Annotated in this window: 13 protein-coding genes; 9 read left to right on the top strand and 4 right to left on the bottom strand. The window is 66.0% G+C overall.

The window, feature by feature from the left end; all coding sequences use genetic code 11:
- Positions 1-21: 21 nt before the first annotated feature.
- Complete coding sequence (fba, locus tag QEP15_RS19220) at positions 22-1,086, bottom strand: class II fructose-bisphosphate aldolase (RefSeq protein WP_056326713.1); 1,065 nt, start codon at positions 1,084-1,086, stop codon at positions 22-24.
- Positions 1,087-1,316: 230 nt separating this feature from the next.
- Positions 1,317-2,216 carry an SMP-30/gluconolactonase/LRE family protein gene (locus QEP15_RS19225; protein ID WP_280147875.1) on the bottom strand — a complete coding sequence of 300 codons (900 nt, stop codon included), beginning with the start codon at positions 2,214-2,216 and terminating at the stop codon, positions 1,317-1,319.
- 274 nt (positions 2,217-2,490) lie between these two features.
- On the opposite strand from QEP15_RS19225, the gene QEP15_RS19230 reads away from it, so the two are divergent.
- Complete coding sequence (locus QEP15_RS19230; protein ID WP_180098098.1) at positions 2,491-3,819, top strand: dicarboxylate/amino acid:cation symporter; 1,329 nt, start codon at positions 2,491-2,493, stop codon at positions 3,817-3,819.
- Positions 3,820-3,954: 135 nt separating this feature from the next.
- The gene (locus QEP15_RS19235) at positions 3,955-4,338 is read left to right on the top strand and encodes a hypothetical protein (protein ID WP_056326706.1); all 384 of its coding nucleotides are present in this window, start codon (positions 3,955-3,957) and stop codon (positions 4,336-4,338) included.
- A 37-nt stretch (positions 4,339-4,375) separates the two neighbouring features.
- On the opposite strand, the gene QEP15_RS19240 is transcribed toward QEP15_RS19235, so the two are convergent.
- Together QEP15_RS19240 and QEP15_RS19245 are read right to left on the bottom strand one after the other, a co-directional pair.
- Complete coding sequence (locus tag QEP15_RS19240; RefSeq protein WP_056326704.1) at positions 4,376-4,810, bottom strand: hypothetical protein; 435 nt, start codon at positions 4,808-4,810, stop codon at positions 4,376-4,378.
- A gap of 175 nt (positions 4,811-4,985) precedes the next feature.
- Entirely contained in the window at positions 4,986-5,945 is a 960-nt protein-coding gene (locus QEP15_RS19245) for a LysR family transcriptional regulator (protein ID WP_175155103.1), read from the bottom strand.
- A 111-nt stretch (positions 5,946-6,056) separates the two neighbouring features.
- Here QEP15_RS19245 and QEP15_RS19250 point away from each other — a divergent pair, with 111 nt between their 5' ends.
- From QEP15_RS19250 to QEP15_RS19280, 7 genes are all read left to right on the top strand, one after another.
- Positions 6,057-7,892, top strand: coding sequence for a gamma-glutamyltransferase family protein (locus QEP15_RS19250; protein WP_280147876.1), 1,836 nt, complete (start codon positions 6,057-6,059; stop codon positions 7,890-7,892).
- Between the two features lie 58 nt (positions 7,893-7,950).
- On the top strand, positions 7,951-8,925 hold the full coding sequence (locus QEP15_RS19255) for a Bug family tripartite tricarboxylate transporter substrate binding protein (RefSeq protein ID WP_152382280.1): 975 nt from the start codon (positions 7,951-7,953) through the stop codon (positions 8,923-8,925).
- The gene (locus tag QEP15_RS19260) at positions 8,922-9,437 is read left to right on the top strand and encodes a GAF domain-containing protein (RefSeq protein ID WP_152382281.1); all 516 of its coding nucleotides are present in this window, start codon (positions 8,922-8,924) and stop codon (positions 9,435-9,437) included. Before QEP15_RS19255 ends, QEP15_RS19260 begins: the two co-directional genes overlap by 4 nt.
- A 153-nt stretch (positions 9,438-9,590) precedes the next feature.
- A complete protein-coding gene (locus tag QEP15_RS19265) occupies positions 9,591-10,043 on the top strand; it encodes a GFA family protein (RefSeq protein ID WP_056326694.1) in 453 nt (150 codons plus the stop codon).
- A 36-nt stretch (positions 10,044-10,079) separates the two neighbouring features.
- Positions 10,080-10,619, top strand: coding sequence for an SRPBCC family protein (locus QEP15_RS19270; protein WP_056326692.1), 540 nt, complete (start codon positions 10,080-10,082; stop codon positions 10,617-10,619).
- 519 nt (positions 10,620-11,138) lie between these two features.
- Positions 11,139-11,402 carry a translation initiation factor IF-1 gene (gene infA / locus QEP15_RS19275; RefSeq protein WP_006221179.1) on the top strand — a complete coding sequence of 88 codons (264 nt, stop codon included), beginning with the start codon at positions 11,139-11,141 and terminating at the stop codon, positions 11,400-11,402.
- A 160-nt stretch (positions 11,403-11,562) separates the two neighbouring features.
- On the top strand, positions 11,563-11,850 hold the full coding sequence (locus QEP15_RS19280; RefSeq protein ID WP_056326690.1) for a hypothetical protein: 288 nt from the start codon (positions 11,563-11,565) through the stop codon (positions 11,848-11,850).
- Positions 11,851-11,863: the final 13 nt, after the last annotated feature.

Raw genomic sequence — 11,863 nt, forward strand, 5'->3', positions numbered from 1 at the left:
AAGGCGGCGCCGGCGGGGACCTTACTGCACCACTTGCGACAGCTTGCCCGACGCGTATTGCGCGGCAATTTCGGTCAGCGGCAGCGGCTTGATCTTGCTGGCGTTGCCGGCGGTGCCGAATTCCGTGTAGCGAGCGACACAGATTGCCTTGGCGGCGGCGCGGGCGGGCTTGAGGTATTCGCGCGGGTCGAATTTTTCGGGGTTCTCGGCGAAGAAGCGGCGGATCGCGCCGGTCATGGCCAGACGGATATCGGTGTCGATATTGATCTTGCGCACGCCGTACTTGATGGCTTCCTGGATTTCCTCGACGGGCACGCCGTAGGTTTCCTTCATGTTGCCGCCGAATTCACGGATTTCGGCCAGCAGTTCCTGCGGCACGCTGGAGCTGCCGTGCATCACCAGGTGGGTGTTGGGCAGGCGGGCGTGGATTTCCTTGATGCGGGAGATCGACAGGATGTCGCCAGTGGGCTTGCGCGTGAACTTGTAGGCGCCGTGGCTGGTGCCGATGGCAATCGCCAGGGCGTCCAGTTGCGTGCGGCGCACGAAGTCGGCGGCTTGTTCCGGGTCGGTCAGCAGCTGATCCATGGTCAGCTTGCCGTCGGCGCCGTGGCCGTCTTCCTTGTCGCCTTCCATGGTTTCCAGCGAGCCCAGGCAGCCCAGTTCGCCTTCGACGGTCACGCCCAGCTTGTGCGCGATGTCGACCACCTTCTTGGTGACTTCGACGTTGTAGTCGTAGTCGGCGATGGTCTTGCCGTCTTCCTTCAGCGAGCCGTCCATCATGACGCTGGAGAAGCCCAGGTCGATCGCGCCCTGGCAGATCTTGGGCGACTGGCCGTGATCCTGGTGCATGACCACGGGAATGTGCGGGTAGGACTCAACGGCGGCCTGGATCAGGTACTTGAGGAAGCCTTCGCCCGCATATTTGCGCGCGCCGGCCGAGGCCTGCATGATCACCGGGCTGTCGGTCTCCGCCGCGGCTTCCATGATGGCCTGGACCTGTTCCAGGTTGTTGACGTTGAAAGCCGGAATGCCGTAGCCGTGCTCGGCGGCGTGGTCGAGCAACTGGCGCATGGAGACTAGGGCCATGAGTGGTCCTCCTTAGGTACTGTCTATTGAGAGATGGTTGAAGCCTTGCTGAATGGCGTGATTTTACGGGGGAATCGAAGAAAGGTCTTGCAACGGCCGGTATCCTATCCATTCAGGTGATACCGCAAGGGGCGGGACGGCTGATATCCCGCCTTGCGATCTCGTCCATGCGGACCAGAAGTCCGGCACGCCAGGCCTTTTCCGCCCCGCTTGTGCCCTAGGGCTGTGGCCTACGGCCTGCCCGCGTGCGGCACATCCACCTGGGTCATCAGGATGCGGGCCTGGGGTTTGGCCCGGCGATTGGCTTCGACGAAATCCGGCGCTGCCGCCATGAAGAGCGTCCTGCCGTCGGGACCACCCAGCGCGGCCGCGAAGATGCCGAACTCGCCGGTGTCGATCTGTTCCAGGATCCTGCCGCCCCGTTCGACCCGCACGATGCGCTTGCCGATGGCATCGCCCACCCACAGCGCGCCTTCTTCGTCCAGTGCGCCGCCGTCCGGGGCGATCTTTGACGCGGCGATCAGCGTGGCCAGGTCGTCGCTCGCCGGCAGCTCGCCGAAGTTGGCCCAGTCGCGGCGCGGGCCCAGCACGCCATTGGGCTCGATGTCGAATTCGGAAATGCGGTTTGCGAAGGTCTCGTTGACGATCAGCGTCTTGCCGTCGGGCGTAATGAACGACCCGTTGGGAAAGCACAGCCCGTCCGCCACCACCTGCGCCACGCCGTCCGGGTCCACGCGCACCAGCGTGGTCGTGCGGACCGGTTCGCCCGCCATGATGTCGAACCCGAAGTTGCCCACATACGCCCTGCCCTGCGCGTCCACCACCATGTCGTTGATGGGGCCGCCGGTCAACGCGGAGAGGTCCGCGTGGACCGATAGCGTGCCGTCCGCCTCGCGGCGTAGCAGCTTGCGGTCTTTCATGGAGGCGATCAGCAGGCGGCCATCGGGCAGCCAGCCCAGGCCGGAGGGCTGCTGGGGCACCAGGCAGACACGGTCCACGGCGCCTTGCAGCGTCACCGTGATGACCTGCCCGGTATAGAAGTCCGAGGCCCACAGCCGGTTTTCGTGCCAGCGCAGTCCTTCCAGATAGGTGTAGCCGGAAGCCAGTACGGACAATTCGCGATTCGGCATTGCTTTGTCTCCCATGTCGCCCCGCTCGGGGCGGGTTCCCAGGTGGCGCCCGGCCTGTCTTGATGAGACCGGAAGGGGCATTCTGGCATGGCTGATCCGTCCCTAAACTGACAACTGACTGTCAGGTTGGCGGCGTTAACATCGCGCCCCAGGGTTAACCCGAGCAGCACCCGGAGCCCTGGCATGTCCGTTACCGGACCGCCTGCCCCCGCCTTCATGCCGGCGGACCTGGCCCCACGGCCCAAGCGGCGGCTCCCGTTTTCCCGTATTCAACATGAACACTAAGAAGCTGACGCGTTATATCGGCATCGCCATGGTGCTGGGCATCGTGGTGGGCTACTTCTGCAACAAGTTCGCGCAGAACCAGCAAGAGGCGGCGCACATCGCCTCGTACTTCAGCCTTGTCACCGACATCTTCCTGCGCATGATCAAGATGATCATCGCGCCGCTCGTGTTCGCCACCCTGGTGACCGGCCTGGCCAGCATGAGCGACGCCAGTGCGGTGGGCCGCATCGGCATGCGCGCCATGATCTGGTTCATCGCCGCCTCGGCGATCTCGCTGTTGCTGGGCCTCGCGCTGGTCAACATCTTCCAGCCCGGCGCGCACATGAACCTGGCGATTCCAGACGCGGGGCTGACATCGGGCCTGAAGACGGGCGATTTCACGCTCAAGGCGTTCATTGCGCACGTCTTTCCCAAGAGCATCGCCGAAGCGATGGCCAACAACGAGATCCTGCAGATCCTGGTGTTCTCGCTGTTCTTCGGCGCCGCACTGTCGTTCATCCGCGGCAAGGGCCACAACACGATCTACAACATGATCGACGAGCTGGCCAAGATCATGTTCCGCGTCACCGACTACGTGATGCGTTTTGCGCCGCTGGGCGTGTTCGCCGCGATGGCCGCCGCCATCACGACCGAAGGCCTGGGCGTACTGATCAGCTACGGCAAGCTGATCGGTGAGTTCTATCTGGGCCTGGCCCTTTTGTGGGCGATTCTGTTCGGCGTCGGTTACCTGTTCCTGGGCAAGTCCACGTTCCGTCTGGGCGGCCTCATCAAGGAGCCGACCCTGCTGGCGTTCTCGACCGCGAGCAGCGAATCGGCCTACCCCAAGACGATCGAGGCGCTGGCGCGGTTCGGCGTGTCCAAGCGCATTTCCGGATTCGTGCTGCCGCTGGGTTACTCGTTCAACCTTGACGGCTCGATGATGTACCAGTCGTTCGCGGTGCTGTTCATCGCCCAGGCCTACAACATCGAGATGAGTTTCACGCAGCAGCTCACCCTGCTGCTGGTGCTGATGGTGACGAGCAAGGGCATGGCCGGCGTGGCGCGCGCCTCGCTGGTGGTGGTGGCCGCGACGCTGCCGATGTTCCACCTGCCCGAAGCCGGCCTGCTGCTCATCATGGGCATCGACCAGTTCTTCGACATGGGCCGCACCGCCACGAACGTGGTAGGCAACAGTTTGGCCACGGCCGTGATCGCCAAGCTGGAAGGCAACGAGGAGGATCTGCCCGCGGATACGGACGCCGAGATTGCCGGCGAGACGGTTTCCGGAACCGTGGACGCGACCCCGCAACCGGCGCGGACCGCCAGCCAGAACGCATGAAAAAACGGGCCGTAACGGCCCGTTTTCAATGGTGCGCGCCCGCTTGACCGGCGCGAGTGCCGGGCGCAACATAAAAGCCCTTTTCGTCACGCACCGGCGAGGCGCGCATGGGCGCCTCGCCCGGCCCCGCACGCCATGAATCTTCTGTTCTCGCCCCGCGCGGCAGCGGCGCTTGCCGCCGGCCTGTTCGCCTGCATCCCCCCTGCGCATGCCTGGACCCGCATTTCCTGCGACCTGACGGGCACGGTCTCCACCTTTCCCACCACCTACCGGCAGTTCCGGACCGACGGCACGGCGCTGACGCAGGTGCTGTTCAAGCTGAAAGTCAAAGCCGCCGACATTCCCGACGGCGAAAGGGCCGACACGGACTGCGGCGAGTTCGTGGACAAGGAGGTGGAGGTGGCGCTGGAGAACGTGCCAGCGCGAACCATCTTGCGGGGCAAGCCGTTGAAGGTGCGCTACAAGTACGACGAATCGCTGGGGCAAAGCCTGGCGACGCGGTACGAACTGCCGCGCTGACCTTGCCCCGGCTGGCCGGGTGGCGTCAGTCGTTTAGTCAGTCGTTTACCGAGCAGGACACGGGCGCGCCGTCCTCGAACTCGACGTCGTAGGTGTGCACCGGGTCCCAGGGCAGCGTGAACCAGAGTTCGTAGCCGTCGCCGTCTTCGTCGAACAGCCACAGCGCGCGCAGCACGGCTTTTTCCGCCATGGCTTCGGCCGTTTCTTCGGCCAGGAGCTGGTCGTCTTCGATGCCCAGCTTTTTGCAGTGCTCGTACGAATAGTTGTCGAGCAGGAAGTCGGCCGCGGCCAGAATCTGGTCGTCCAGGTTGTCCAGGATGCCCTTGACCACCTTGGATGCGCCCGCATCGGGCTCTTCACCGTCAGTCTGGATCATGACGTGGATGGGGGGCCGGCCCTCGCCGGCGGGGACGTTTTCCGCCGCCCACAGATCGGGTTCTTCGAGGTCCTGGGTGAAATTGAATCGTGCCATCTGGGGCTCCGTGAATTGGAAGGGCAAGCGGCAAAAGGCAGCGGCTTGCCCGGGGCCGTGTGGCCTTTCAGCCATTTAACCAGATGCCGGCTACTTCGTCTGTGGCGGGAAGCGACGTTTTTGCGCCTAGGACATGTGCATGTCTTGCCAGACAGGCTTGCGCCGCCCATGCAGGTCAGGCCTGCGCAGGCACGGGTGCTGCCGCGTTTGCGCAGAGGTCCAGCAGGATGTCGGAAAACTGCGACTCGGCCGTCAACGCCTGTTCGCGCTTCCTCCGGATCAGGTTGATCGGCGGCAGCTCCCAGCCAAACTCCCACGGCACCATGCCCAGCCTGCCCCGCTGGCAAAGTTCGCGCGCGATGTCTTCGGGCACCACCGAAATCGACGATTCGTTCTGCGACAGGATGCCCTCGATCACATCCGTCGAATAGGCCTCCAGCACGGGCGACGGCGGCTGCAGCCCGGCACGGATGAAGTGTTCGACGATCAGTTGCCGCGTGGGCGTATTGGCCGCCGGCAGCACCCAATCCAGCGCCGCCACCGCGGCCCAGTCGGGCTTGCGCCGCGCCAGCCGCTGGGCCAGCCGCCCGTGCGCGACCAGGCGGGGCCGTTGGCGGTACAGCACGCGATGAATCAGGTCTTCGTGCATCACCGTGGACGTGGCGCGGCTGATGATGCAGTCCAGCTCGTGCTGGCGCAGCATCGGCACCAGATGATCGGTCGTGGCGCGGTGCAGGCTAAGGGTTACGCCGTGGCGCTGGTGCAATTGGCTGATGGCGGCGGTGAGCAAGGCGCTGGACACGTACGGCACCACGCCCACGTGCAGGTGCGCGGAGCGCCCGGCCTGCAAGGCCTCGACTTCGCGCTCCCACAGATCCAGATCGCTGAGCATGTGACGCGCCCGCACCAGCGCCAGATTGCCCAGCTGGGTGGGCTGCAGGCCGCTGCCCGTGCGCAGGAACAGGGGCGCGCCGAAGATGTCCTCCAGCTCGGCCAGGGACTTGGTGACCGCGGGCTGGCTGATGCCCGTCTGCGCGGCGACCCGCGTCAGCGATTTATGGCGGTCGATATTGACCAGCAGCATCAGGTGCCGGTGCTTCAGGCGGTTGGCAAGTCGGACGGCGTCGCGGCTCATGGCGTTTCCCAGATAACCATTTGGTTATGCAATTATGCCCACAAAGATAAAACCAGTTATTTCTGGGTCCTATACTGCACGCATCATTTCCTGCCCTCCCGGTATCCCGCGATGAATCCGTCCTTCACCACCCGACCTGAAATACGCGGCACGTACGGCGTGGTTTCGTCCACGCACTGGCTGGCCTCGCAAGTGGCCATGAGCGTGCTGGAGCGCGGGGGCAACGCGTACGACGCGGCCGTGGCCGGCGGATTCATGCTGCAGATCGTGGAGCCGCACCTGAACGGGCCGGGCGGTGAAGTCCCCATCCTGATCTGGAGCGAACGCGAGCAGCGCATGCGCGCGCTGTGCGGCCAAGGCCCGGCGCCCGCGCTGGCGACCCCCGCCTACTTCCGCGAGCTGGGTGTGGACCTCGTACCCGGAATCGGCCTGCTGCCCGCCACGGTGCCGGGCGCGTTCGGCGCCTGGCTGACGCTGCTGCGCGATTACGGCACATGGGAGCTGGCGGACGTGCTGCGGCCAGCCATCGACTATGCGCGCGACGGCTTTCCGCTGGTCCCGCGGATCTCGCAGGCGATCCTGGCCGTGCAGGCGCTGTTTCGCGACGAATGGAAAAGCTCGGGCGAGGTCTGGCTGCCCGGCGGCCGCGTGCCCGCCCCCGACGCGCTGTTCCGCACGCCGGCCATCGCGGCCACCTACACCCGCATCCTGGACGAAGCGCACGCCGCCAGCACCGACCGGCGCGGCCGCATCGATGCGGCGCTGGACGTGTGGTACCGGGGGTTCGTCGCCGATGCGATCGACAGTTTCTACACCAACGAGGCCGCGCTGGACACCACCGGCCAGCGCAACCGCGGGCTGCTGCGCACGGCCGACCTGGCCGATTGGCGCGCCACCTACGACGAACCGCTGACCACGCAATATGGCCGCTACACGGTCGCCAAATGCGGCGTCTGGTCGCAAGGCCCGGTGCATCTGCAACAGCTGGCGATGCTGCGCCACCTGGACGTGGACAAGCTGGACCCGCTGTCCCCGCAGTTCGTGCACCGCGTGGCCGAAGCCGCCAAGCTGGCGTTTGCCGACCGCACCGCCTGGTATGGCGATCCCGATCACGCGCAGGTGCCGCTGGCGGCGCTGCTGAGCGACGACTACGCGCGGGCGCGCGCCGCCACCATCGGCGACCGCGCCTGCCACACCCTGCAACCCGGCAGTCCGGGCGGCCTGCCGCCGCGCCTGCCCGACCTGGACGCCGCCATCCGCACACTGGCCGCCTCGGACACGCGCTACGGCGTGGGCGAACCGACCTTCGCGGCGTTGCCGCCCGTCGACGAATGGGCCTCGCGCGAATTGTTCGTGGGCGACACCTGCCAGATCGACGTCATCGACCGCGACGGCAACATGGTGGCCGCCACGCCGTCGGGCGGCTGGCTGTCGTCAAGTCCCGTGGTGCCCGCGCTGGGCTTTTCGCTCACGACGCGCCTGCAGATGACCTGGCTGGACGATGGCGTGCCGGGCCAGTTGCAGCCGGGCAAGCGCCCCTGCACCACGCTGTCGCCCGGCCTTGCGCTGCGCGACGGCCAGCCTTACATGGCGTTCGGCACGCCGGGCGGCGACCAGCAGGACCAATGGACCGTCGCGTTCTTCCTGCGGCACGCCATGGGCATGAACCTGCAGGCGGCGATCGAGGCGCCGTCCTGGCATATCGATCACTTTCCAGGCTCGTTCTGGCCGCGCGCGCTGACGCTGAACCGGCTGACGGTGGAGTCGCGCATGCCCGCGGCCACGCTGGATGCGCTGCGCGAGGCCGGTCACGACGTCAAGGTAGGACCGGACTGGTCCGAAGGCCGCATCAGCGCCTGCACGCGCGAACCCGCCGCGGGCGGACGCCTGCTGCTGCGCGCCGCCGCCAATCCCCGTGGCATGCAGGGATACGCCGTCGGCCGCTAAATCACTTTTTCTTTCGACCGGCTCTCAGAAGCCGGACACTACGCAAGGGGTAAACACCATGACACTGCAACTCAAACGACTGCTGCGCACGTTCGCGCTGGGACTGGCGATCGCCGCGCCCGCGCTTTCGCAGGCCGCGTGGCCCGAAAAGCCCATCACGCTGGTCGTGCCGTGGGCTGCCGGCGGCTCCACGGACATCCTGGCGCGCGTGTTGTCCGAAGGACTGACGCAGTCGCTGGGCCAGCCCGTGATCGTCGAAAACCGTTCGGGCGCGTCCGGCAACATCGGCACGGCGTTCGTCGCCCGCGCCAAGCCGGACGGCTACACGCTCCTGGTGGGCTCGATGAGCACCCACACGATGAACCAGGCGCTCTATTCCAACATGCCGTTCGACGGCGTGAAGGACTTCACGCCGATCGCCGAGCTGGCCCTCGTGACCAACACGATGGTGGTGCATCCGTCGGTGCCGGCCTCGAACCTGAAGGAATTCATCGCCTACGCGAAGGCCAATCCCGACAACGTGGCCTACGCCTCGGCGGGCCAGGGCTCCACCAACCACCTGAGCGCCGTCCTGTTCGAGAAGGCCGCCGGCGTGAAGATGATGCACATCCCCTACCGCGGCGGCGCGCCTGCGGTGCTGGACACCGTGGCCGGGCGCACGCAGGTGCTCTTCAGCGCCGGCACGCAGACGCTGCCGCACGTGCAGTCGGGCAAGCTCAAGCTGCTGGCCGTCACGGAAGAACAGCGCTCGCCGCTGCTGCCCGATGTGCCCACCGTGGCCGAAACGCTGCCGGGCTATGAATTGGCGGTCTGGTATGGCGCGTTTGGCCCGGCCGGCATGCCGCCCGAACTGACGGCCCGGCTGAACCGCGAGATCAACGTGATTCTGAAGCGGCCCGATGTCATCAAGAAGATGGGCGACATGGGCGTGCTGCTGACCGACACCACGCCCGAGCAGTTCGGCCAGATCCTGGCGCGCGACGCCGACAAGTACGGCAAGTTGATCAAAGAACTGGGCATCACCGCGGAATGACGGACAGCGCCCTCAGCCCGGCCGCCACGGGCGTGCAAGCCATCGGCCAGGCGTACGCGCAGGGCAATGCGCAGGCGGCCTTTCAGGCCATCGATGCCTACGCCGGCCTCGCCCTCGCGCACACGCTGTGCACCGTGAATCGTTACGACGCCAGCGCCATGCGCGTGGTGCGGCTGTATAGCTCGAACCCGCAGGCCTACCCGCCGGGCGGGAGCAAGGACAAGACCGGCACGGCCTGGGGCCGGCACGTCCTGCTGGAGCAGCAGGTGTTCGTCGGCCAGGGCGAGGACGCCATCCGCGAGTTCTTCAACGACCACGACGCCATCCGCGAACTGGGCTTGAAATCCGTCATCAACGTGCCCGTCGTCTATGGCGGCGCGTGCCTGGGCACCGTCAACTTCCTGATGCCGCGCGCCGCGGTGACGCAGGCGGACATTGACGCGGCACGGCTGGCGGCCCTCCTGGCCCTGCCCGCGTTCCAGGCGCTGCAGGCGGCACAGCGCGCCGCCTGACCGCTGCCCGGCCCAGATGCCGCGCGTTGCCCGGCATCCGGCGGGAACCCCGACGCAGCAACGATCTGAAAGACATCCGGCGCAAAAGCGGGAGCCGACGCCCGGCGCCGCGGGTATATTGGGGTTATTCCCCCAACCTGCCTGGCGCTCATCATGATCAAAGGTTCCTGCCTCTGCGGCCGTGTCGCCTACGAGATCAACGGTCCGCTCACCGATGCCCTGAACTGCCATTGCGTGATGTGCCGCAAGACGCATGGCGCGGCCTTCCGCAGCCGTGCAACGGTCCAGTCCAAGGATTTTGCGTGGACCCAGGGGGAAGACCACGTGACCTGGTACGCCTCGTCGCCCGGCAACTACCGGGGCTTCTGCGAGGCCTGCGGCACGCCCCTGCTCAGCCGCTTTGACCAGACGCCCGACGTCTACGGCCTGCCGCTGGGCCCGCTGGACGACGATCCGGGCGTCAAGCCCGAGGCGCATTACCACGTCGCCAGCAAGGCGCCGTGGTACGACATCACGGATGCGCTGCCCCAGCATCCCGGCGCCATGGACGAAGCGCCCGAGCACGATCCGCAGGTGCCGCCACTGACCTTTTCACACGGAAGATGAACCCACGTCCGGCTCCGGACTTCACAGGAGACTGATATGAGCGACTTTGGCGTCGTACTGGACCCCACCACCCTGCGTTTCACGCGCACGCTGCCGGCCAGCGTGGACGAGGTGTGGGCCTGGCTGACCGAATCCGACAAGCGCGGCCAGTGGCTGGCTTCAGGCGACATGGACCTGATGGAAGGGGGCGGCGTCACGCTGCGGTTCCTGCATGCCGACCTGTCCTCCGTGCGCGAACCGACGCCCGAGGCCTACAAGCCCTACGAAGAAGGCCTCACCACGCAAGGCCTCATCACCCGGTGCGAACCGCCGCACCTCTTGAGTTACACCTGGGGCGGATCCGCGGGCGCGCCATCCGAGGTGATGTTCGAACTGTCCCCAAAAGCGGATTCCGCCCTGCTCGTCCTCACCCACCGCAAACTTGCCACCCGGGACGACATGGTCGACGTGGCGGGCGGCTGGCACACGCATCTGAACGTGCTCGCGGCCCGGCTGGCCGGCCGCGATCCGGGCCCGTTCTGGTCGGCCAATGCCGCCTGGGAGGCCGAATACCAGCGCCGCATCCCCCGGCGCTAGAGTCGTTCAAGCGCAACTATCACGGGCCGATCTAGCATAAAAGCTGGCTAAACCGCCCGCTTTGCAGTAACATAAGAGCGTGATTTTTCCGCAAAAACCGGACTTCGGTCATCCTGCGTGCCAACCTGTAGCGCCCACCAAAGGGCGCTACTGAATGAACGTCAGCGACGCGAACGAGATCCGGTTTTTTATTGGGCGCCCCCCGTCACTGCCCAGCACGCCGCTGCAGTCCTCGTGGCGCCAGGCGTTGCCGCAACCGCTGCAACCCCGCTTCTTCCGGCCAGGTGCCCGCAGCACCCACGCCGCGACCCCGGCGCGCACCGCGCGCACTTACCTCAGGGCGCGAGTATCCGCCATTTCAGACATCCCTTCGGATGCCGTGGCCCATACCCACGCTTGCCCGAACGTTTTTTTGCGTTCAAACCGCTGGACCGGTTTATCCGAGTCCGACGCGCTTGCCGCCTTGCGCGGCGCCTCATGCCGCCGGCATGGCTGCGCGTTTTGATCAAGGAGTAGAGCATGGCTAAAGAAGAACTCATCGAATTGGATGGCATCGTTGACGAAGTGCTGCCCGATAGCCGCTACCGCGTCAAACTGGACAACGGCATCGAAGTCGGCGCCTACGCATCCGGCCGTATCCGCAAGCACCGCATCCGCATCCTCGCGGGCGATCGCGTCACCCTGGAAATGTCGCCGTATGACCTGACCAAGGGCCGGATCAACTTCCGCCACAAGGACGAACGCGCTCCCGCCCCGCATCGTCCTCAGCAGTACCGCCGCTAAGCCGGCCGCCCGGGCCGGCTTCATGCCGGCGCCCGGCACCTACTTTTCGCGAATCCTAAAGCCCGATTCGCGTTCTGCCGTAATGCGTGGAACGCCCGTTCATGAAAGAATGGCGCTCCCTCGCCTGGCGCAACGCCAGGCCGGATACGCACGAAGCACGATGGACCTGAAAGAAGAATTGCAAGCCGCCGCAGACCAGCTTGCCCTTGCGCGAAGAAGATTCGCGAAGGGCGAGGAAGGCCTGCGCCTGCTGCGCCAGTCGCGCGAGGCCTTCATCAACAGCCTGCGCAACACCGGCCTGACCTACGCCGAAGCCAAGACCAAATACGACAACTGCCTGGACGACCAGGAAGCCGGCCAACGCAGCGTGCAGCAGCAGATGGAATACGCCGAGCGCATGCACCAATACGTGCTCAAGCGCATCGCGCTGGCGGCAGAGCAGGCCTGAACCCGGCCTGCCC

It is taken from the genome of Achromobacter mucicolens, assembly GCF_029866465.1.
Lineage (GTDB): Bacteria > Pseudomonadota > Gammaproteobacteria > Burkholderiales > Burkholderiaceae_B > Achromobacter > Achromobacter mucicolens.

What these genes read in the sequence shown, in the direction of transcription:
- QEP15_RS19230 (WP_180098098.1), top strand. Translation starts at nt 2,491, where the DNA reads ATGAACACTAAGAAGCTGACGCGTTATATCGGCATCGCCATGGTGCTG.
- QEP15_RS19270 (WP_056326692.1), top strand. Translation starts at nt 10,080, where the DNA reads ATGAGCGACTTTGGCGTCGTACTGGACCCCACCACCCTGCGTTTCACG.
- QEP15_RS19240 (WP_056326704.1), bottom strand. Translation starts at nt 4,810, where the DNA reads ATGGCACGATTCAATTTCACCCAGGACCTCGAAGAACCCGATCTGTGG.
- QEP15_RS19265 (WP_056326694.1), top strand. Translation starts at nt 9,591, where the DNA reads ATGATCAAAGGTTCCTGCCTCTGCGGCCGTGTCGCCTACGAGATCAAC.
- QEP15_RS19225 (WP_280147875.1), bottom strand. Translation starts at nt 2,216, where the DNA reads ATGCCGAATCGCGAATTGTCCGTACTGGCTTCCGGCTACACCTATCTG.
- QEP15_RS19260 (WP_152382281.1), top strand. Translation starts at nt 8,922, where the DNA reads ATGACGGACAGCGCCCTCAGCCCGGCCGCCACGGGCGTGCAAGCCATC.
- QEP15_RS19280 (WP_056326690.1), top strand. Translation starts at nt 11,563, where the DNA reads ATGGACCTGAAAGAAGAATTGCAAGCCGCCGCAGACCAGCTTGCCCTT.
- QEP15_RS19250 (WP_280147876.1), top strand. Translation starts at nt 6,057, where the DNA reads ATGAATCCGTCCTTCACCACCCGACCTGAAATACGCGGCACGTACGGC.
- infA (WP_006221179.1), top strand. Translation starts at nt 11,139, where the DNA reads ATGGCTAAAGAAGAACTCATCGAATTGGATGGCATCGTTGACGAAGTG.
- QEP15_RS19255 (WP_152382280.1), top strand. Translation starts at nt 7,951, where the DNA reads ATGACACTGCAACTCAAACGACTGCTGCGCACGTTCGCGCTGGGACTG.
- QEP15_RS19245 (WP_175155103.1), bottom strand. Translation starts at nt 5,945, where the DNA reads ATGAGCCGCGACGCCGTCCGACTTGCCAACCGCCTGAAGCACCGGCAC.
- QEP15_RS19235 (WP_056326706.1), top strand. Translation starts at nt 3,955, where the DNA reads ATGAATCTTCTGTTCTCGCCCCGCGCGGCAGCGGCGCTTGCCGCCGGC.
- fba (WP_056326713.1), bottom strand. Translation starts at nt 1,086, where the DNA reads ATGGCCCTAGTCTCCATGCGCCAGTTGCTCGACCACGCCGCCGAGCAC.